This is a genomic window from Paenibacillus sp. JCM 9796, from assembly GCF_055379675.1.
Genome location: NZ_AP043723.1, coordinates 5,512,910 through 5,534,036, shown reverse-complemented (window position 1 = coordinate 5,534,036; position 21,127 = coordinate 5,512,910). Strand labels below are relative to the sequence as shown.

Sequence of the window (21,127 nt, the reverse complement as noted above, 5' to 3'; positions counted from 1 at the left end):
AGAAGAGGAGAGCTCATAGATGGAAATGTTTTGGTATTTACCGACGATGGGAGACGGCAGATTTTTGGGAACAACGGAAGGCGCCAGAGTTACCGACCTGTCCTATTTTCGCCAAATCGCGCAAGCTGTTGATCGGCTGGGCTACACAGGAATGCTCGTGCCTACCGGTCATGCCTGCGAAGACGGTTGGGTCGTGGCATCAGCACTTTTTCCCGTTACGGAGAGATTAAAGTTTCTTGTGGCGGTAAGACCTGGCGGTGTATCGGTTAGTATTGCGGCACGAATGGCTGCTTCTTTCGAACGATTCTCTTCGGGCCGTCTGCTCATTAACGTCGTAACGGGAGGGGACCCGGTGGAAATGGCCGGTGACGGAATTTTCTTGGCGCACGCCGAAAGATATGAGGCAACCGATGAGTTCCTGACCGTCTGGAAACGACTCATGACAGGTGAGGAAGTGACCTTCACCGGCAAGCATATTCGTGTTGAAAGGGCCAAGCTGTTGTTCCCTCCGTTAGACCATAAGTCGCCGCCATTATTCATTGGAGCTTCTTCCCCGGCTGGGCATAGAGTCGCTGCCAAGCATATAGATACCTATTTAACGTGGGCGGAACCGCCAGACATGGTGGCCGAGAAGATCAAAGATGTGAAGGCGCTTGCAGCTCAGCAGAATAGAGAAATCCGGATGGGGCTTCGCGTGCAAATCATTGTCCGGGATACGGCTGAGGAAGCATGGTCAGAGGCGCATAAGCTCATTCAGTATGTGACGGATGAAGACATCGCCGCAGCGCAACAAACGTTTGACCGTTTTGATTCCGTCGGGCAGCAGCGAATGACCCGCTTGGTTCGAGAGAACGCGGACCGGCTGGAGATTAGTCCTAATCTTTGGGCGGGAATTGGTCAAGTTCGGGGAGGGGTTGGGACTGCGCTGGTCGGAGATCCTGATTCCGTTGCGAAGCGTTTGCTTGAATATCGGGAATTGGGAATCGATACGTTCATCTTGTCAGGATATCCGCAATTAGAAGAAGCTTATCGGATTGCGGACTTGTTATTCCCAAGACTTCCGGTGTCCTACCCGAAGCGTCCGGCCGATGTCACCTTGCAGCCTATGGGTGAAATATTAGCTGAAAATATATTGCCCAAGCAGCTTCTTCCGGACAAACATTAATTCGGAGCCATCTAGTGACAAGAGTCTTTTTTTTGACTCTGTATTTATTCGAACATGGAATAATATGAAGGTATTTTGGAAAAATTATCAAATGGTTGAACTGTAAGGGGGGATGAGGCATGTTTCCAAAGTTTCTAAAGATGAAAAAAAAGAAAACAGATCGTGCCGAAATCCAGGAAATTGAAGATTTGCAACCCTTTCAAAATCAGTCTTTGCACAATGATTTAACTAGGAATATGGAAACCATCAAATCCGAGATGGGGAACAGTCATGATGTCATCATCCGGGAATTTCAGGTAGCCGGAAAATTTCGCGCCGCGGCTGCATTTACAGATGGTTTATGCGACCAAAAGACCCTCTCTGATTTTGTTATGGAAAGCTTAATGCGTTTTCAAGATGATGCATTCAACATGGACCCCGATATAGATGCTGAGCAGGCATTCCAGATCATAAAAGAACAACTGCTAACTTCCGGGGATGTAAAAGAAGTATCCAATTGGAAGCATCTCTTTCTCGGGATGTTATCCGGAGATTCGGTACTGCTTTTCAACGGTTGTAACAAAGCGATTGCCGTCGCAACCAAGGGAGGCGAAAATCGGGGCGTCACCGAACCGTCCACACAAACGGTCATCCGGGGTCCGAAAGAGGCTTTTTCGGAATCCATTCGTACCAATACTTCATTGATTCGAAGAAAAATAAGGAGCCCCAAATTGTGGCTCGAAGAAAGAATCATTGGTGAAGTGACTCTAACCCAAGTCGGTATCATGTATATCAAAGGAATCGCCAATGACGAAATCGTGCAGGAAGTAAGAAATCGTTTGGGACGAATTAAAATTGATGGAATACTGGAATCCGGATATATTGAAGACTTGATTCAAGATGGAATATGGACTCCGTTCCCAACGGTTTTCAATAGCGAAAGACCTGATGTTATAGCTGCCGGCTTACTTGAAGGGAGGGTGGCCGTTCTGGTCGACGGAACACCTTTCGTGTTGCTCGTTCCGGTCATGTTCAACAGCTTTTTACAGGCAGCGGAAGACTACTATCAACGTTTTGATTTCGGTAATTTTTTGCGAATTTTGCGGTTTGTTTCTTTGTTAATTGCACTGCTCCTTCCTTCGCTATATGTTGCGGTCTCAACTTACCATCAAGAAATGTTACCCACAACCTTAATGCTGCATTTAGCGGCCCAGCGAGAAGGAGTCCCTTTCCCGCCTATCATCGAAGCTTTTATGATGGAGATCGTATTTGAAGTTCTGCGTGAAGCCGGGGTCAGGATGCCGAGTGCAGTAGGAAACACCATCTCGATTGTAGGCGCATTGGTCATTGGTCAAGCCGCTGTGGAAGCCGGCATCGTTTCGCCAGCCATGGTTATCGTCGTTTCGTTCACCGCCATCACAAATTTTGTAATTCCTTCCATTAGTCTGGCAATCCCCATACGATTGTTGCGTTTTGGCTTTTTAGTTCTTGCCGGCACTTTGGGGATGTACGGGATTGCTGTTGGCTTATTGCTCCTTGTGTTACATTTATCCAGCTTAAGGTCGTTTGGGGTTCCATACTTAAAACCTTTTGCTCCGTTTATGCTCAAAGAGCAAAAGGATGCGTTATTTCGTTTTCCGTTTTGGGCTATGAAAACGAATCCGCTTCCGATTAGCGAAGATTTTATGCAACAAGGTCATGATCAGAAGCCAAACCATCCGCCGGGGGATAAACCCAGACATGATGAATAATGTGATGCGAAAGAAAATGTTTGTTTGTATATGGATACTGCTGCACTTCATTCCTTTGGGGGGATGCTGGGATATCAAATATTTGGATGATCTTTCGACGGTTATTGCCATGGGCATGGATACAAGCGAAGGCGAGGATATTCAACTTACAGTCCAAGTCGTCAACCCCGCTGAAGTTTCATCAGGAGGAAGCAAGAGCAGTGGAGTAAGTTCAAGCTCCGTTACCACATATAGCGAAACAGGGCGGACGGTTTTTGAAGCCATACGAAAAATTGCCAATAAAACCTCAAGAAGATTATATTTTGCGCATAATCAAGTGCTTGTAATTGGAGAGGATTTAGCGCGAAAAGGAGTAACTCCATTATTTGATCTTATTGAAAGGGATCCGGAAGTTCGTACAGATTTTTATGTTCTTGTTGCTAAAGGTGCAAAAGCTTCCGATCTTTTGAAAATTAAAACACCGATAGAAAAGCTCCCCGGAACCGAAATGCGCGAATCCGTTGAGAACGCCGAACAAATTTTGGGAACCTCCTATCGTATGAGTATCAAAGAGATGATCGCAAACATCAATTCCGGAAAAAAAGAAATATCAATGGGAAGTATTGAAATTATCGGGGATATAAAAAAGGGCGGCAATAATAAAAACGTTGAAAAAATCAATCCTTCAGCGAGTTTAAAATTAAACGGCATGGCCGTGTTTAAGAATCAAACGCTGATTGATTTTTTAGATCCTGAGACATCGAGGGGATCGGCGTGGATTCAGGATAAAGTGAAAAGTACGGTCATCAACGTTTCTTGTAAGAAAGAAAGCGACATTGCTGTTGAAGTCGTACATTCCACCACAAGCATGAAGGGGAAGTTTCAACAGGGACAACCATCTATTGTTATCCATGTAAAGCAGGAAGCGAGTATAGCGGAGATATTATGCTCAGACATGGATCTAACCGATAAAGAAACTTTTGCTCAAATCGGCAAGGAAACGGAAGCACAAATCAAAAAAGAGATGCTGGATGCGGTGAAAAAAGCGAAAAAATTGAAAACGGATATATTCGGTTTTGCTGATGCTGTATATAAGGCGAATCCGGCTTATTGGAAAAAAAATATGAACAATTGGGCGTATATTTTCTCAAAGATCCCTGTCCATATTGAAGTCGATACAGAAATAAGAAGAGAAGGATTAAGATATAAATCCTATTTTGGAAATGACCGCAGGGAGAAAAAGGAGTAGGAAAACATGCTCGCAGTAATTGGAGTACTTGCAGCCGGAGCCCTTATTTTCTTGTGGGAAGGGAGATCGTTATTTAAGCAGAAAATGAAAAAAGAGATGATCATTTTTTCATCGGTATTGCTATTGGCGGTGATCCTTTATATCGGCGTAGTTCTTGATCTTCCCATCCCATCTCCAACCAAGGCGATTGGAACACTGTTGGAGCCCATTGTTAAACCAATTGTTCATTGGACCGAAGGAGAGGATTTTCATGATGGATAACGGAAAGATTTCACCCTTGCAATTGGGTGTTGCTGTTTTCATGTTTACATTAGGAAGTACGGCTTTAGTCATGCCCTCCATTATCGTTTCAATTGCGAAACAAGACTCGTGGATTTCCATTCTTTTGTGCATCACCGTGATTATTTGGTTCGTGTTATTATGGAATCGCTTATCCATGAGATACCCTAATGAATCCATCGTCCAGTATAGTGAACGAATTCTGGGCAAATGGTTAGGTAAAATGGTTGGTGTCATGTATGTATCGTTCTTTTTATACCTAAGTGCGCTGGTACTTAGAAACGTAGGGGATTTTGTTACAACGAATGTATTGCCGCAAACACCCACACACGTTGTTCACATCATTTTTATGCTTTCTATCATGTATGGCGCATATTTGGGACTCGAGGTGATTACAAGGTCGAGTGAAGTATTATTTCCTTGGGTGATCATCATCTTTTTTATGACCACACTGATGCTGTTAAAGAACATCGATTTGTCTAAATTATTACCCATACTCCCTGATGGATGGCTAATACCAGTCAAAGGCATATACCCTTTTTTGGGATTTCCAATTAGTGAGCTGGTTGTTTTTTTGATCATTTTTCCATTCGTTATCCAACAAAGAAAAATAAAGAGGTATTTCACCTTATTTGCAATATTCGCCACTATATTCGGCACTTTGATCGTTGTTATTTCAATAGCGGTTTTAGGAGTGGACATTGCTGCGAGAAGTATCTTTACCGTATTTGATGTTGCCAAAGAAATAAGGGTCGGTAATTTTTTTGAGCGAGTAGAAGTTTTGGTTGCGATTATTTGGATTATGACTATTTTTGTCAAATTAATATTTTGTTTTTATGCCGCTAATCTTGCAACAGCTCAGCTTTTCAAATTGAAAAATTATCGTATCACCATTCTTCCCTATGGATTATTCGTTATCGCCTTGTCCATGCTCGTTTATGAAAATACGGCTGAAATCAGATGGTTTACTATGGGAGCCTATCCACTATACAGTTTGCTCCACGGATTCTGTATACCTGCGATTTTATTGTTAATCTCAACCATTCGGAATGTGAAATAAAGGCAATACAAGTCTCGAGCCAAAGCATGCTGTCGTGAAAAAACCGTTATGTCTCGCAACTTTCCCCGCAACAGCTGCGTTTACAGGGTAACTGCTTAAGAAGATTGGCAGCGGTTACGATGCGAATTCGAGAGGGAGAGAAGAGCTATGCTGCAAAGATTGAAAGCTGACCATCGTCGACTGGTTGATCGTCAAGGTCCGGCTGGCTCGCTGCGCAAGCTGTTCGCCGCGGCGGCAATTGCTGTATTAACGGCAGGTTTGCTGCCGATGCAGCAAGCGGATGCGAAAGCTGCGGACGGAACAACCATCATCGGTGACGATGTCGGCGACGTGCTGGCGACCGATATTAAAGCATACGTCCAGGGCAAACCCATTCGCTCAATGAATATTGACGGGTACACCGCTGTTGTTGCCGAGGATTTGCGGCAATACGGCTTTGACGTCGTATGGACGCCTGCGGATCGTAAGGTGACCATTTACAACCGTCCGGCCAAAACGTTGGAGGCGCCGCCGATAGAGCAGGAAGCTGCTCTTCCTGTGGGAATGAAGCTCAGCGATGTGCTCTATACCGATATCCGAACCTACTATGGGGATCAGGAAATTCCGTCGTACAACTTGAACGGACGGACTGCGATTCGGTTAAACGACCTGGATCGCATGGGAGTGGTGGAATGGGATGAACGAGCAAAGACTATCGCATTCACGCCGGCTAAAAGCGAGTCGCCGGGATACCCGCCGATGGAAAACGCGCCTCTGGTTCTTCGCGAGGTGAACTCCATCGAACTGAAGGATATTGTGATTGGCAACGATACTGTTGTATACCAGGGCCAAACGATTGGCAAAATCGTAGACGGAAGTCCGATGATTTCGCTTGCTTTTATGGGGGAAGCCTTAGGGTATGATCGAACCAGTCCGGGTTCGCACTCGGGCTGCGGCCAAGTGACGCTCTGTTTATACAACGGCATATTCGGCATGATGGCGCATGCACCTAACGTAACCGCTTATCCCAAGCATCCATTAGATATCCAATTGTATGGGTCGGGCGGGCAAAGGGGCAGGTTTCCTGTGAAAGCCGTGCCTGCCGACGCTGACTCCGACGTGCTCGTTAGTGAACGCGATCTTCAGCAGCTGTTTGGCTATAACTCACAATGGAATCCGGATACAAAGAAGCTCGATATCCTGTATGTCGACTACAAAGTCGATGACTACGGATTGCCTGCAGATTATCGAAACTATTATTATGCTCCGAATGCTGTTGGATACATGACGGGTACCGTCAGTCAATTTCCTGAACTCAGGATACTTGACAGGAGAAGTATCGATCGAACGTCCCGCGCCAGCTCGATCGGTTTGATCGGTGAAGCCGGGGCCTATGATTACGGAGGTCGGAAAGGTTTATCCAAATATCAATTTCAAACGGAGCTTAGGTTCGATATCGGCTCCTACGGTTATGACCTTGACTTGAAGGTCGGTCAGCGCATCTTATTCAGCTCAGAGCTTGAGTTCAATTTGACTCCGGAAACAGCCGATCCCGTCATTGACTACCCCGATCCAACCGCATTCGGGAAAATAAGCCGAATCAGCTTCGATCAGCCGGCACAAGGTTATACGGAAACGGAAGCGGCTGAGGTTGTCTTCAGCGGGACTGCGTCTAAGCGAGTCGGATCGGGACTTACCGTTCTAGTGGAACGGCAAGTATATGGAGGCGGTTATGAACTGGATAAGAAGTTTGAGGTTCCGTTCGAGGGAGACCGCTTCTCGTTCACCGTGGATACGTTAGACGATTACCGGTATTTGACGAAGGTCACCGTCAGGAGCCAGGTGTCTTACCCGCGCGGCACCTATGAAATGGATGTGGCGAGATTTTATTTGAAAAAGCCTGGACCACAGCCCTAATCAACGGGTTAACAAACAACAGTTCGTACGGCGAGGGTGTCTATACGGCTTGACGGAACCCGCGGTTACGTGCTAATCGCCACTCTAAAGGTTAATTATAGCTTCATCAAGACAACCCAAGCAGGCGCCGCGGCGACCTGCTTTTTTCATTGAGGCGGGTAGCAGAGCGGAAAAGTTTGGATAACTTCACAGCTTTACATCTCGTTCCATCTCCTTTGAAATCCCCCTGGCTTTATTAGAAATTCATCTCCATTCGTAACCGCTGCACTTCTTCTTCCAGGCTAAATCCTTGGCTCTTTGGCCTCCTTTTCCGGCCCCTTGGGCTCTTCCGCACGATACGTTCACACTCTCCTTCAAAATCTATATTTATAATTTTCATCCAAATTGGGAATGTTTTAACTGTTATAAACTTAACAGCTACAGAGTCAGTACCTTATACAAATTACTTCTTTAACATGGTTAATTTCTGACTTTCTTTAGGAGGATCTATGAATCTGCATACGGAACAACTCCGACAAAAAGCTCATGAACTTGCACTGACCCATGAACCATATCTTAGACGGCGGCCATCGAAGCGTCGTCTATGGCGGAATTTTACTACGGACATCGAGAATTTGCGCGCGTTCGTACGCTCCTTGCAAGGACGTCGCTCAAGCTGCTCGCAGCCAGCGGAAGAATGGTTCCTCGATCACGCGGAGTTCATTGAGGAGCAGGGGGTAGTCGTTCAAAACCAGCTTACCGGAAACTTTTTGCAGCATTTGCCGCACCTGCGCAAGACCGGTGAGCCACGGATACTTTCGATCTGTGCCGATTATCTTAACCATATGGATGGGAACCTGAACGAGAACTCTTTTGTTTCCTATATCAATTTTTATCAGGAAGTATCGGTTTTGACGATTGCCGAAACGTGGGCGATCCCGCTTATCGTACGGATTGCCTTGGTACGGCGGCTGGCAGAAGTCATGGAACTGATTCGCGAACGGCAGGAGGTGTGTTCTTTGGTCGAAAGGCTGCTGGAGCGAATAGAGCCGTCGAAGCTAAATCCCGAAGCGCTTAGGGCTGCACTTGAACAAGCAGGTCAGGATATGCCGCTCTCCGGTCCGATGATCGTCCACCTGGTCAGCCACCTGCGCGAATGGGCAGACGATTCAGCAACCATGCGTGAATGGCTGATGTGCAAATTGGAAAACGGTCCTGACAGCCTCGATCGAATCGTCTCCTATGAGTATCAGCTTCAAGCCGCCTATCAAGTGACTACAGGCAACGCCATCAGCAGTCTGAGAAAAATCACGCGCTCGGACTGGCGCGATCCGTTCGAACAAATTTGCCTGGTGGAGCACACGATGCGGCAAGAAAACGCCGGCGTCTATCCATTGCTTGATGATTCAAGCCGCGACGCGCTGCGAGCAAGCGTTGAGCAACTAGCCCGCCGCTTTCGTGTGCCGGAAAATCTGGTTGCCAAGCAGGTCGTAGAGCTAGCAGCGAAGGAGTATAACCAGGCGTGCGCGGAACGCGGACAAGCCTTCGCAGATACTGCGAATGGTGCTGCGGAGGGGAATAGAATCGCAGGAAGTACGGCAGATTCAGACGTTATGCCTCGTCAAGCGTTTATCGCTTATTACCTGCTCGAACCGAGTGGCGTCAAAGAGCTGCAACGCGCGCTGAAACAATGCAGCAGCCCCCGGCGTTTGCCGCAAATCGGGCTATGGCAACGAGCTGCTCGCGTATATTTCACCCTGCTCACAGGATTGTTTGCATGTGCCCTTCTCGGATTCGCTGCGTGGATCGGTGGCGGTGCCAGCTATACGATGATCGAGTGGGCGGTGATTTTGCTCATGCTATCCGTACCCGTGAGTGAGTGGGCGGTGACGGCGACATACTGGATCATAGAATGCGCAAGGCAACCGCAGCCGCTGCTGCGCTATGATTTCTCGCATGAAATACCGGCTGAGGCGACCACGATGGTCGTCATTCCCGTTATCTGGTCAACCGTCGAACAAGTGCATGAAATGGCAGATCGACTGGAGCTTCATTATCTGGCCAACCGCGATTCGAATATTCACTTCGCCCTTCTGGGTGATTTTGTCGATGCCGACGCGGAGAGTCTTCCGCAGGATGCCGCAATTCTTGAAGCTGCTCGCACAAGTATTGAGAAGTTGAACCGTACTTACTCCCATACGGGCGGGAATAGTACGTTTCACCTCTTTCAACGCCGCAGGTTATGGAACCCGTCTGAGGGAGTATGGATGGGTTGGGAGCGCAAGCGGGGCAAATTGGTAGAGTTTGTCGAACTGCTACAAGGACAAGCAAATACGACTTACGACTTCGTAGTCGGGGACTCAAGCGTTCTTCCGAGCATCCGTTATATCATTACGCTCGACGCGGATACACAGCTTCCGATAGGCAGTGCTCAGCGGATGATCGGTACTTTGCATTTGCCATACAACCAGCCGAGGCTTAACCGCTCGCGGACACGGGTTGTCGAGGGCTACGGCGTGCTGCAGCCGCGCATTGGCATTAGCCACGAATCGTCCTTACGTTCGCGATTGGCCTATCTTTGGTCAGGTGACCCGGGAATCGATCCTTACGCGTTTGCCGTTTCCGATCCGTACCAGGACGGATTAGGGGAGGGTATCTTTACGGGTAAGGGGATATTCGATGTGAATGCATTCGCACAGGTTCTGTGTGAACGTATACCTGAAAACCGGGTCCTAAGTCATGATTTGCTGGAAGGCGGCTTTTTGCGTGCCGGATTGCTGTCGGACATTGAATTGATTGATGACCAACCCGCTACGTTCAGCGCATATCAGAAGAGGCTGCACCGTTGGGTTCGTGGCGATTGGCAATTGCTCTCATGGCTCTTTCCCCGCATTTCCGACCGGCGGGGGAAGCGTTTGCCGGTCGATTTATCCGCTCTTACTCGCTGGCATTTGATAGATAACCTGCGGCGCAGTCTATTTCCGCCAGCATTGTTCGCTCTACTGCTGTTAGGCATGAGCGTACTTCCCGGATCACCCGAACGGTGGTTTGTTTTTGGAGCAGCTACATTGGTTTTGCCGCTGATCCGGCAGCTCGTGGCGATTCGGCGAACCATTCGGCGTCCCCGAAGCTTGCTTTCGACGGCTTTGCAAATTATGGTTACCCTGTTGACTCTGCCGTTTCAAACCGTTCTGCTGCTCGACGCAATCGGTAGAACCTTATACCGGTTATTCGTATCAAAACGTCATTTGCTTGAATGGGTCAGCTCTTCGGAAATTGAACGCCGCAACCGTGGAGGGCGGCATGTTACGCTTCTGGAGATGTACCAAGGATACGTGTTGGTGTTTGTCTTTGCGCTGGCAGCAGCGGCCAGCGGCAGTTCAGCGGCACGGTTGACAGGCTTAGCGCTCTGCGCGATATGGTTATTCGCTCCGCTTGCGATCCGCTGGTTGGACCTGCCAATACAACGGGCTGAGCGGAGGCTTGAACCGGATGAAGAGAAAGAGCTGCGGGCGCTGGCTAACCAGATTTGGACATTCTTCGAGGACTTTGTTACCGCAAAAGACCATTGGCTGCCGCCTGATAATGTTCAATTGGAACCACCCAACGGGATCGCACATCGAACTTCGCCTACCAATATCGGGCTTTTTCTTGCCTGCGCGCTTTCTGCACGGGATTTCGGATTTATCGATACGCCCGGGTTGGTTGAGCGTTTGGAGCGTACGATCGATACGGTTGAGCGCATGGATAAATGGAATGGCCATCTTTATAACTGGTACGATACGACCACTTTGGAACCATTACCTCCTCTGTACGTTTCAACGGTGGATTCCGGCAACTTCGTCGGCTATTTAATGACGGTCAAAGAGGGGTTGGCCGAGTGGCTCAAGACAGACTTCGAACCGAACGAAGGGCCGGAGTCGTATGTGAAGGATCGGGGCAAGGCCGAAGAAGCCTTAAATGTGGCATTCGCCGAGGAGTTGATGCCTTCACTGCAGGGTGAAGTTTCTGACAAGACCATAGGAGCGGCAGACGCAGGAGTTCGGGGTCATGGAGAGAGGGCGGACCGCGAAGCATCGGCAGACACTGCCTTAGAAAATTGGTTGGCACGCGGGCAAAATCTGATCGCCCGCATCGCGTTATTGATTAACGAGACAGACTTTCGTCCGCTTTACGATCACAAAACCAAACTTTTCACATTGGGGTACCATGCCGCGCTGCAGGAACGCGATAAGATCCTGTATGACCTGATGGCATCAGAGGCAAGGCAGGCAAGCTTTATTGCCATCGCCCTCGGTCAAGTGTCTGTAGCGCATTGGCGTGCGCTCGGACGGACAATGACGAAAGTCGGGAAGCGCGCCGCGCTGCTCTCTTGGTCCGGAACCATGTTTGAATATTTGATGCCTTGGCTCATGATGCGCACCTATCGGAACACCATCTGGGAGAGCACCTACCGTGCCGTGGTGGAGCGGCAAATCGACTACGCCCATGGACGGGGTGTTCCATTCGGTATTTCCGAATCCGGTTATTACGCGTTTGATTATCAGATGAACTATCAATACAGGGCGTTTGGAGTTCCCGGTCTCGGCTTCAAGAGCGGCCTGGAACAAGATTTGGTCGTGGCGCCGTATGCTGCCATTCTGGCTTTACCTTTCGCCAAGCGTCGAGGGCTTAAAGATTTGCGCAAAATGGAAGAGCTCGGCGCGCGCGGCAAATATGGCTACTATGAAGCCATCGATTTTACGTCCGAACGGATGCCGAACAATCAGACTTGCATGGTCATCCGAAGTTTTATGGCCCATCATCAAGGTATGAGTTTGCTTGCCCTGGCCAACATGCTGCTGCCGGTAAAGATGTACGAACGGTTTCATCGGGACAAGCGCGTGCAAGCGGCAGAACTGCTGCTGCAGGAACGTATTCCCGCGCGCCCCAAAATCATTAAACACCCTGCAATGGCACGCGAACCTGTACCTCATGCAAAACCGGTTCAAAATGGCGCTCTGAGGGAATACCTTACCGCAGACACGCGTACTCCGGAGGTGTGTATTCTTTCCAATGGAACCTATATGACCGTGATGACGGGCAGCGGCGGCGGGTTCAGTCGATATGAAGGTCTGGCCGTCTCGCGTTGGCGGGAGGATCCGGTATTGGACGATTGGGGGAGCTACATCTATATCCGCGACGTTAACCGTGACGTGGTGTGGTCTCCGGCGTTTCAACCGTGCCGTGTTCCGTCCTCTGAACAACGCGTGCAGTTCTCGCTTGATCGGGCCACATTTATGCGCGCAGACGGAGACGTGCAGACAAGTCTTGAAGTCTGCGTGTCGCCCGAATGGAATGCGGAAGTTCGCCGATTGACACTCACCAATACGGGGAATGAGGCGAAGATCATGGAGGTCACAACGTTTCTTGAACTGACCTTGGCATCTCCTATAGCTGATGATGCGCATCCCGCCTTCAGCAAATTGTTTATCGAAACGGAATATGCGGGCGATGCCGAGTGTCTCCTCGCCCGGAGAAGGCCTCGTCAGGAAAGTGAGAAGCCCTTGTGGGCGGCGCATTCACTTATGGTGGAAGGACGAACACTCGGACCGGTGGAATACGAGACTGACCGGGCCAGCTTTATTGGCCGCGGGCATACAATCTCCCAGCCGAAGGGGATCCGTTCCCGCCTTCGTGGAACGGTGGGCTCTGTGGCTGATCCTGCCTTTATCATGCGTCGGCAGTTAAGCATCGAGCCCGGTGAACAAATTCAACTGTTTGCTGTCACCTGCGCTGCCGATTCGAAGGAGGAGGCGATCAGTCTCGTCCGCCGATTCCAAGAAAACCAAGTCGTGGAACGAACCTTTCAACTCGCATGGAATCGCAGTCAAATCGAGCTTAGGCATCTGCACATCACTGCCGCCGAGGCGACGGCCCTTCAAACCTTTGCAGGCCAGGTGCTGTATACGCCGCCGCTGAGGGAGGAGCGGATGGATAGAATCACTGCCAATATAAAAGGACAGTCCGGACTCTGGTCGTACGGAGTGTCCGGGGATCGCCCGATTATCCTTGTACGGATCGAGAATCGGGCCAATATGAAATTTATTGCCAAGCTTCTGATCGGACACGAGTATTTACGCCGCATGGGGTTACTTTTCGACATGGTCATTCTGAACGAATCGCCCGGGGGGTACCAGCAGGATTTGCAGGAAGCGCTGCGCAGCGCAGTAGAACACGGCATTGACCGGCATGGCGCAGGACATGGAGGCGTGTTCATCCTTAACGCTAATCAGCTTCCGGACGAGGATAAGACACTGCTGCTGGCAGCAGCCCGTCTTGTCCTTCGCGCGGGTGGCCCGAGTCTGAAGACGCAAATCAAGCTGCCGAGGCCGGAAAAAGAGTTGCCGGCTCCGCTGGAGGCGACAGCGCCGTTATCCAGGTTCGGGAACCCGCCTCCGGAGGACGTAGGCAATTTGCTGTTCTTCAACGGTTGGGGAGGATTTTCGCCCGATAGCCAGAAGTACCGGATCGTGCTCAAAAACGGCAATCATTTGCCCGCGCCATGGATCAATGTCATCGCCAATCCACGCTTTGGCTGCCTTGTTTCCGAGCTCGGTACGGGCTACACATGGTGGCGCAACAGCCGTGAGTGCAAACTGACGCCTTGGTCAAATGATCCTGTACTTGACCCGCCGGGCGAAGTCTGTTATTTGCGGGACGAAGAGAGCGGTGAAACATGGACTACTACTCCGTCTACCGCACACACTGACCAATCCTATACGGTTTCGCACGGACGGGGATTCTCGAGGTTTCAACACGAGAGACACGGCGTCATGCAGGAAATGACCGTTTTTGTTCCGCTCCATGATCCGGTCAAGGTGATCAAATTGCGGCTGCAAAACAGGACTTCCGAGCGGAGACGCCTTTCCGTCACCTATTACGCTGAATGGGTGCTGGGTGTACGGCGTCAGGCGAACGCCTCCTTCATCGTTACGGAATGGAACGAATCGGCCCAAATGCTGCTGGCACGCAATGCCTATCAGGAATCATTTCGCGATGCGACAGCCTTTCTGGGTTTGTATCTACCACAGGAATCGTCAGAGGAGTCATTGAACACGGAATCCGGAGTGCAGCGGACCGATCCCGTCGGGCCTCCTGATCTGTCTTGGACGGCAGACCGCAATGAATTTATCGGACGAAACGGTACGTATGAAAAACCCGCCGCGCTCGGCCGCGAGCGCCTGTCGGGAACAACGGGACCACTTTATGACACCTGCGGGGCCGTGCAGACTAAGCTTACGCTGGAGCCTGGAGCCGAACAGACAGTCTACATTCTGCTTGGTTGCGAACATTCGCAGGATGCCGCCGTGAAACTGGCGCAAACCTACTGCCAAGCCGGTGTATGTGAGCAGTCATTCGCATACGTAGGGGAATTCTGGGATGATGTGTTGGACCAGATCTCGGTTTCTACACCATGCCCGGAGATGGATGTCCTGCTGAACGGATGGTTGATTTATCAGACGCTGAGCAGCAGAATGTGGGCCAGATCCGCTTTTTATCAAGCGGGAGGAGCATTCGGCTTTCGTGATCAGCTGCAGGATTCATTGGCGCTTCTGCATACCCGACCCGACCTTACACGGGCACAAATTTTGCTGCACGCAGCGCATCAATATGTGGAAGGTGATGTGCAGCACTGGTGGCATGAAGAAACGGAACGCGGCATCCGCACGTTTTTCTCCGACGATTTACTGTGGCTGCCGTATGCAGCCTCGCGGTACGCCGAACATACGGGGGATGACAGCTTATTTGAAGAGATAGCGCCGTTTCTTCATAGTGAACCGCTGCGCGAGGGAGAACATGAACGATACGAGCCGACACAAGTTTCTGAACAAAGCGGAACCATTTACGAGCACTGCTTGCGGGCAATCGACAAGGCCTTGCAGCGTTTCGGCGAACATGGGCTGCCGCTGATCGGAATCGGAGATTGGAACGACGGCATGAACCTTGTCGGCGCGAAGGGCCGCGGCGAGAGTGTATGGCTCGGTTGGTTTCTCTACGAAATTCTGGGTCGGTTCACGGATTTGTGCCGGGAGCGCGGTGATGTGCAGCGGTCAAACCGTTACCAGGATGTAAGGGACCGGCTCGTCTCTTCACTTGACGAGCATGCCTGGGATGGGCAGTGGTACCGTCGTGCCTTCACCGATGCCGGACAATGGCTCGGTTCTGTACACAATCGGGAATGCCGTATCGATGCTATCGCTCAGTCATGGTCGGTCATTTCCGGAGCGGCGCCAAGGAACAAGGCTCTGCAGGCGATGCAGTCATTTGATCGTGAACTTGTGGATCGGGAACTTTCCGTCGCACATCTTCTGATACCGCCGTTTGACCGTACGGACCCTAGTCCCGGTTACATTCAGGGTTATCCGCCCGGAATTCGCGAGAACGGGGCCCAGTACACACACGGTGTCATATGGAGCATCATCGCTTGGTGCCGTCTTGGGAACGGAGACAAGGCGTTTGAATTGTTTCACTTGTTAAATCCGCTAACGCACACGCGTACGCCAAATGAAGTACGGAAGTACGCCGGTGAACCCTACGTGATGTCGGCAGACGTTTACACGGCGGATCCTCACAAAGGACACGCCGGCTGGACTTGGTATACGGGTGCAGCGGGCTGGATGTATCAGGCGGGGATTGAATGGATTCTCGGACTTCGCAGACGTGGGGAACGGTTGTACATGAGCCCGTGCATTCCTTGTGAATGGCCGGAGTTTTCCGTCCAATACCGTATTGGCGGGACGCGCTATCACATTACGGTCAACAATCCGTTGCATAAGTCCAGCGGAGTGACCGCTTTACAATTGGACGGACAAGAAATTGTCCTGATGGAACACGAAGCAACAGACGGTTACTACGTTGAATTGTGCGACGATGGGCAAGTCCACCATGTCGTTGTGACGTTGTAGGTTCAGGGTATAGATTGGGCGGTCGTCGTCGGATGAAGTAAGGCATGCTGCTTTACGCCGGATGACCGCCGTAATCTGCACAGGTTGCGAATGGATTCGCGGAATTTTGGTTTCTTACACCCTCAGTGTATACATCATCATTTTTGGAAAAAGTTGTTGATTATTTTGGAAAGGTATGTTAAATTTAAAGCGTTAACAGGATTGTATACAATATAACAAAGTTAAAGTGACTAAACGGATAAAATAGTATACAATTCAAAAAGTGGACTTGCGATATTTCGTCATATTATACCGAATAATAATTATTTTATCGTAATTGTACACAATATCATAAAATGAAATCATAATAATCAACCGAATTACGTTAACGAGTTGAAACTCAAATGGAGTGTGCAAAAGTGAAGAAAGAAGCAATGGTTAACCATGATCAGGGCAATTCGAGGTTTATTGTGGTCTATGAAACATTAAAGAAAAAGATTATGGAAGGTGAGTTACCTTCAAATACTCCCTTAGTCGAAGAAAAATTGGCCAAGGAATTTCAGATGAGCAGGACGCCCATCAGGGAAGCGATCAGGCATCTGGTCCAGGATGGTTTGGTCGAATTTTTTCCGAGAAGGGGAGCTTTGGTTAAAGAAATTACGGTAAAAGATCTTGAGGATATATTTACCGTAAGAGAAGCTCTCGAAGGTATTAGCGCTAGAATTGCGGCAAGCGTGATAACGGAACAAAAGATTATTTTGCTGCATGAGGCACTAAAAAAAGCTGATCAAGAACTTGAAAACGGAGACAAGGATCAGTCTTTTGAACTCGGAAACACATTACATGAGATTGTCCTTGACGTTGCAAACAACAATAAGATCTTGACGATCGTTTCCGATTTTAAGAACCAAATTCAGAGATTTCATTATTTTTCATACCATATTCCTGGAAGATTGGAATTATCCAATAAGGAACATTGGGAAATATTTGAAGCTATTCAAGCCGGGGACGGTGAACTTGCGGAGCGCAGAATGAGGAAACATGTGAGGGGAACCAAAGAATCCATCCTATTTGCAGTGAAAAATAACATTCGAACCATATAAATGAACGGAGAATCGCAAGGCCGCATTGCCAATTCCCAACTCTTTTAGGAGGTACGATTATGAAAGTTAAAAATATTCAAACGTACATTTTACGAACGCCGTTAGGTAATGAACGCTTTTTCTCTTCCCAATGCTCTTTTCCTGAGAGAAATAGTTTAATAGTTAAAATTGAAACGGATGATGGGATTATTGGGTGGGGGGAGGGAGGGCAATATGGTCCTCCTGAACCAGTCGCAGCTGTTGTTAAACACGTCTTATCACCAAAATTAATAAATAAAGAGTTACAAAATCCGATTAGAATTTGGGAACAAAATTATGCAGATACGCGGGATTTTGGACAAAAAGGAACTTATATTGAAGCGTTAAGTGCAGTAGATATCGCTTTATGGGATATCTATGGTCAGATGTTAAATAAACCGGTGCATCACTTAATTGGAGGCTCCTTTCGAGAAAACGTATTTGCCTATGCAACAGGCTGTTACTACAGAGGCGAGGATGTTCTGAATTACAAAGATTCATTGCCTAAATTGGCTGAAGAAGCTCGTTCTTACGTCGATGCGGGTTTTCGGATTTTAAAAATGAAAGTAGGCCTGTTGTCAATAGAAGAGGATATAGAGAGGGTTAAAACCATTAGAGAGGCCATTGGTCCTAATACTTCCCTCTTGGTGGATTGTAATCATGCTTATAATGTGTTTACGGCAGTGAAAATGGCGAAGGAGCTTGAAAAATTCAATGTCATGTGGTTGGAAGAACCCGTTGTTCCAGAAGACCGGATTGGTTACCGCGAAGTTAGATCTTCAACAAACATTCCCATTGCGGGAGGAGAGTGCGAGTTCACCAGATTTGGTTTTAGAGATTTATTTTTAGGAGGCTGTGTAGATATAGCCCAACCGGATATTTGCGTTTCCGGAGGGTTTTCCGAATGGATGAAAATACAGGCACTGGCCTCAAGCTTCGGTGTAACGGTCATTCCACATGTATGGGGGTCAGGAATCGCCCTGGCAGCGGCTCTTCATGTATTAGCATCGATCCCGCCGAGTCCGCATACGGCAAATACCGTCCCGTTACAAAACGAACCTATAGTTGAGTACGATAGAAACCCTAATCCTCTCCGGGATGAGCTTTTAAAAACACCGATAACCTTACAAAATGGAAAAGTGCCGGTTCCTCAGAATCCTGGACTAGGAATTGAAGTCAATTTAGATGTGATCTCAAAATATGGAAGCGAATTTTAAAAAGGGGTACTCACATGTATAAAGTTAGCATTTTAAAAAATGCAGACTGGTTTGCCCCTGGTACTGTTATCTATGATCATGCCTATGGGGTGCACGAGCCGGTAAAAATTTGTTTGGTTTGTTTTTTAATTGAAGGTCAAGGCCGAAAAATTATGGTTGATACAGGGATGGATGGGATTGATCAAACTTATACGGAGGAACATAAAGACCAGTTTGATCATTTGAGTCCAAGTAAAGATACAAATGCATTATTAAAGGAGGTTGGTACTTCTTGTGAGGAAATCGACACCGTTTTATTAACACATCTGCACTTTGATCATTACTGGAATGTAGAACAGTTTCCCCATGCGAATTTTATAGTAAATCGCAAAGAATGGTTTCACGTATTAGACCCGCAAAATCTGCCGATCAACCCTGTTAAGGCTTTTCCAAGAGAACCGTTAGCATATTTAGCCGGGGAAGCATTTGGACGTCTGACTTTAATTGATGATGAGTATGAAGTATGTCCAGGCATATCGATGCATTGGGTTGGCGGTCATTCGCCTGGTGGAATGGTAGTCAAAGTTGTAACCAATGAAGGTCCCGTTATTATTGTGGGGGATGCCTTTTATCTCTACGAGCAAATTGAAAACAACATCCCGATTGGATATTGTACGGACTATCGTGAGGTATTAGCCGGATATGAATGGTTGCGTAAACAAAACGCAACACTGTTACCCGCACATGATTATTCATTATTCCAAAAACATCCATCATTAACGATAGGGTAGGAAAATTTGCGAAAGGGATAACCTAATAACGTGTTTTTGTAAGCGTTTACAATACAGGTGGCGAGATGGCATGGCCCATTCAATCCGACCTATAAGGCGAACGACGGCAGGCGGCGAGCTACGGTAAAGTGTGAAATCGCGGAGCTCTTTAAAGGGGGTGGCAGTCATGTGACCGCTAGTCATGACCACGTATATAACGTTTAAATAAGCTCGAACTAACTCTAAAATTCTGAAGGAGGAATTAGCTATGTCATCTTTAAAATTCACGCTTGAAAATATTGATAAAGTCATTGACCGGAGTGCCATGGTTGCGCCGGAGATTGATCCGAAGCGCACGGTGTTACTCGTGATGGATATGCAGCCCGTATGCACCGATCCCGATGGCGCGCTGGCCATTCCGAGCGTGGGAGGTGCCCCGAGCGGAAAGGACACGGTCGAACCGGTCGAGCGGGTCGTCAAGCGGTTCCGTGAGGAAGGCAGTCCGATCATATGGTCTCAGTGGGGCCTGAGTCCTGAAGGTCTCGATAAGGGCATCTGCGCCCTGAAGTGGCCGGGCTTAAATCCGGGCACGCCGGAGTCGCCCGCAAGCTGGGGGAACCCTCAGACAGATAATTTTGCGGGCAACCTGGAACCCCGGGAAGGGGAACCCGTTCTGCGGAGAAGCCGCTTCAGCGTCTTCGTGGGCACGCAGCTTGAAGAATACTTGCGGGAGCTCGGGACGGAGTTCCTGGTGATCGCCGGCATCACCTCGGCGAACTGCGTCCATTCCACCACGATCGACGCATGGAACCGAACTTACAAGGTCATCGTGCTTGCGGACTGCACGACCGCGGTCCCGAGTCCCCATACGCACGATGTGCCTCTCGGTTACGGACAGCACTGGGAAGCGCTGCGTAATATCCAAATGAACTACGGCGACGTGATCACGAGCGAGGAGCTCTTCGAGAAGCTGGACAACGCCAAGAAATATCAGCAGGCGTAATGCTCATCTTAACGATTAACGGCAAGGACCGGCGATTGCCGGCTAGGAACACGAACGGAAGTTGATCATGGACGTTCATGAAAGGGAGCGAAAGATATGAGGCTAACCGGCAGGCGCGTTGCGCTGCTTATCGAGGATGATTACCAGGAGCTGGAGGCGTGGTATCCGGTCCTCCGGCTCCAAGAGGAGGGAGCGACGGTCGTAATCGTCGGATCGGGCAGGAAATCCACTTATGACAGTAAACTCGGCTACCCGATCACGGCTGACCGGTCCGCGGACGAGGTCAGTGCGGATGAGTTCGACGCGGTTGTGATTCCCGGCGGATTCGCTCCGGATCACATGCGGCTCTCTAAGCCCATGGTCGATCTTGTCCGCGGGGCGTACGAGTCCGGGAAGTTGACGGCGGCTATCTGCCACGGCGGATGGATGCTCGCGTCAGCGGGTGCGGTACGCGGGCGGCGGGCGACGGGCTATCTGCCGATTCGCGACGACGTGGTGAACGCCGGGGGCGAGTGGGTAGATGCTGAGGTCGTGTGCGACGGGAACGTGATTACGTCCCGGACGCCTGAAGATTTGCCGGCCTTCGCCCGGGAGATCGTCAAGTACCTGGAACGGGCATCGGTGAGCAGCGGCATCTAAGAGGAAAACAACCATAACCCGCGAAGTCGATGGGTTAGCAGCCATAACCATCCATTTCGCGGGTCCAAGATTACGACTGGGCCGGTCTGATCCCTTTCCTCAAGGAAAAGCGAGGGCAGTGCAATGAAGATCAC

At 49.2% G+C, this 21,127-nt stretch carries 13 protein-coding genes; 12 read left to right on the top strand and 1 reads right to left on the bottom strand.

Going from position 1 to position 21,127, the window contains the following annotated elements:
• Positions 1–19: 19 nt before the first annotated feature.
• The 6 genes from ssuD (at position 20) to ACZ439_RS26450 (ending at position 7,358) form a co-directional block, all read left to right on the top strand.
• Complete coding sequence (gene ssuD / locus ACZ439_RS26475; protein ID WP_464620418.1) at positions 20–1,165, top strand: FMNH2-dependent alkanesulfonate monooxygenase; 1,146 nt, start codon at positions 20–22, stop codon at positions 1,163–1,165.
• 119 nt (positions 1,166–1,284) lie between these two features.
• Complete coding sequence (locus tag ACZ439_RS26470) at positions 1,285–2,895, top strand: spore germination protein (RefSeq protein ID WP_464620417.1); 1,611 nt, start codon at positions 1,285–1,287, stop codon at positions 2,893–2,895.
• Positions 2,885–4,123 carry a Ger(x)C family spore germination protein gene (locus ACZ439_RS26465; RefSeq protein WP_464620416.1) on the top strand — a complete coding sequence of 413 codons (1,239 nt, stop codon included), beginning with the start codon at positions 2,885–2,887 and terminating at the stop codon, positions 4,121–4,123. The genes ACZ439_RS26470 and ACZ439_RS26465 overlap by 11 nt, the downstream gene beginning before the upstream one ends.
• Positions 4,124–4,129: 6 nt before the next feature.
• Positions 4,130–4,384 (top strand): hypothetical protein, encoded by a 255-nt coding sequence (locus tag ACZ439_RS26460; protein ID WP_464620415.1) that lies wholly within the window; start codon positions 4,130–4,132, stop codon positions 4,382–4,384.
• Positions 4,374–5,462 carry a GerAB/ArcD/ProY family transporter gene (locus tag ACZ439_RS26455; protein WP_464620414.1) on the top strand — a complete coding sequence of 363 codons (1,089 nt, stop codon included), beginning with the start codon at positions 4,374–4,376 and terminating at the stop codon, positions 5,460–5,462. Before ACZ439_RS26460 ends, ACZ439_RS26455 begins: the two co-directional genes overlap by 11 nt.
• A gap of 147 nt (positions 5,463–5,609) precedes the next feature.
• Entirely contained in the window at positions 5,610–7,358 is a 1,749-nt protein-coding gene (locus ACZ439_RS26450) for a hypothetical protein (protein WP_054798986.1), read from the top strand.
• A gap of 650 nt (positions 7,359–8,008) precedes the next feature.
• Here the strand turns inward: ACZ439_RS26450 and ACZ439_RS26445 are convergent.
• Complete coding sequence (locus ACZ439_RS26445) at positions 8,009–8,182, bottom strand: hypothetical protein (protein WP_230875942.1); 174 nt, start codon at positions 8,180–8,182, stop codon at positions 8,009–8,011.
• 66 nt (positions 8,183–8,248) lie between these two features.
• Between ACZ439_RS26445 and ACZ439_RS26440 the strand changes: the two genes are divergently transcribed.
• The 6 genes from ACZ439_RS26440 to ACZ439_RS26415 all read left to right on the top strand — a co-directional run bounded on the left by ACZ439_RS26440 (position 8,249) and on the right by ACZ439_RS26415 (position 20,993).
• Entirely contained in the window at positions 8,249–16,285 is an 8,037-nt protein-coding gene (locus ACZ439_RS26440) for a glycoside hydrolase family 94 protein (protein WP_464620413.1), read from the top strand.
• A gap of 398 nt (positions 16,286–16,683) precedes the next feature.
• On the top strand, positions 16,684–17,367 hold the full coding sequence (locus tag ACZ439_RS26435) for a GntR family transcriptional regulator (RefSeq protein WP_164751748.1): 684 nt from the start codon (positions 16,684–16,686) through the stop codon (positions 17,365–17,367).
• Positions 17,368–17,426: 59 nt separating this feature from the next.
• Positions 17,427–18,602 carry a mandelate racemase/muconate lactonizing enzyme family protein gene (locus ACZ439_RS26430; protein WP_054795518.1) on the top strand — a complete coding sequence of 392 codons (1,176 nt, stop codon included), beginning with the start codon at positions 17,427–17,429 and terminating at the stop codon, positions 18,600–18,602.
• 14 nt (positions 18,603–18,616) lie between these two features.
• The gene (locus tag ACZ439_RS26425; protein WP_127606024.1) at positions 18,617–19,372 is read left to right on the top strand and encodes an N-acyl homoserine lactonase family protein; all 756 of its coding nucleotides are present in this window, start codon (positions 18,617–18,619) and stop codon (positions 19,370–19,372) included.
• Between the two features lie 247 nt (positions 19,373–19,619).
• The gene (locus ACZ439_RS26420) at positions 19,620–20,354 is read left to right on the top strand and encodes a cysteine hydrolase family protein (RefSeq protein ID WP_127606026.1); all 735 of its coding nucleotides are present in this window, start codon (positions 19,620–19,622) and stop codon (positions 20,352–20,354) included.
• A gap of 96 nt (positions 20,355–20,450) precedes the next feature.
• Positions 20,451–20,993: a type 1 glutamine amidotransferase domain-containing protein gene (locus tag ACZ439_RS26415; RefSeq protein WP_430104911.1), complete on the top strand. Its 543-nt coding sequence runs from the start codon at positions 20,451–20,453 to the stop codon at positions 20,991–20,993.
• Positions 20,994–21,127 lie beyond the last annotated feature (134 nt).

What these genes read in the sequence shown, in the direction of transcription:
- ACZ439_RS26465 (WP_464620416.1), top strand. Translation starts at nt 2,885, where the DNA reads ATGATGAATAATGTGATGCGAAAGAAAATGTTTGTTTGTATATGGATA.
- ACZ439_RS26430 (WP_054795518.1), top strand. Translation starts at nt 17,427, where the DNA reads ATGAAAGTTAAAAATATTCAAACGTACATTTTACGAACGCCGTTAGGT.
- ACZ439_RS26450 (WP_054798986.1), top strand. Translation starts at nt 5,610, where the DNA reads ATGCTGCAAAGATTGAAAGCTGACCATCGTCGACTGGTTGATCGTCAA.
- ACZ439_RS26415 (WP_430104911.1), top strand. Translation starts at nt 20,451, where the DNA reads ATGAGGCTAACCGGCAGGCGCGTTGCGCTGCTTATCGAGGATGATTAC.
- ACZ439_RS26470 (WP_464620417.1), top strand. Translation starts at nt 1,285, where the DNA reads ATGTTTCCAAAGTTTCTAAAGATGAAAAAAAAGAAAACAGATCGTGCC.
- ACZ439_RS26445 (WP_230875942.1), bottom strand. Translation starts at nt 8,182, where the DNA reads ATGGTTAAGATAATCGGCACAGATCGAAAGTATCCGTGGCTCACCGGT.
- ssuD (WP_464620418.1), top strand. Translation starts at nt 20, where the DNA reads ATGGAAATGTTTTGGTATTTACCGACGATGGGAGACGGCAGATTTTTG.
- ACZ439_RS26420 (WP_127606026.1), top strand. Translation starts at nt 19,620, where the DNA reads ATGTCATCTTTAAAATTCACGCTTGAAAATATTGATAAAGTCATTGAC.
- ACZ439_RS26425 (WP_127606024.1), top strand. Translation starts at nt 18,617, where the DNA reads ATGTATAAAGTTAGCATTTTAAAAAATGCAGACTGGTTTGCCCCTGGT.
- ACZ439_RS26460 (WP_464620415.1), top strand. Translation starts at nt 4,130, where the DNA reads ATGCTCGCAGTAATTGGAGTACTTGCAGCCGGAGCCCTTATTTTCTTG.
- ACZ439_RS26455 (WP_464620414.1), top strand. Translation starts at nt 4,374, where the DNA reads ATGATGGATAACGGAAAGATTTCACCCTTGCAATTGGGTGTTGCTGTT.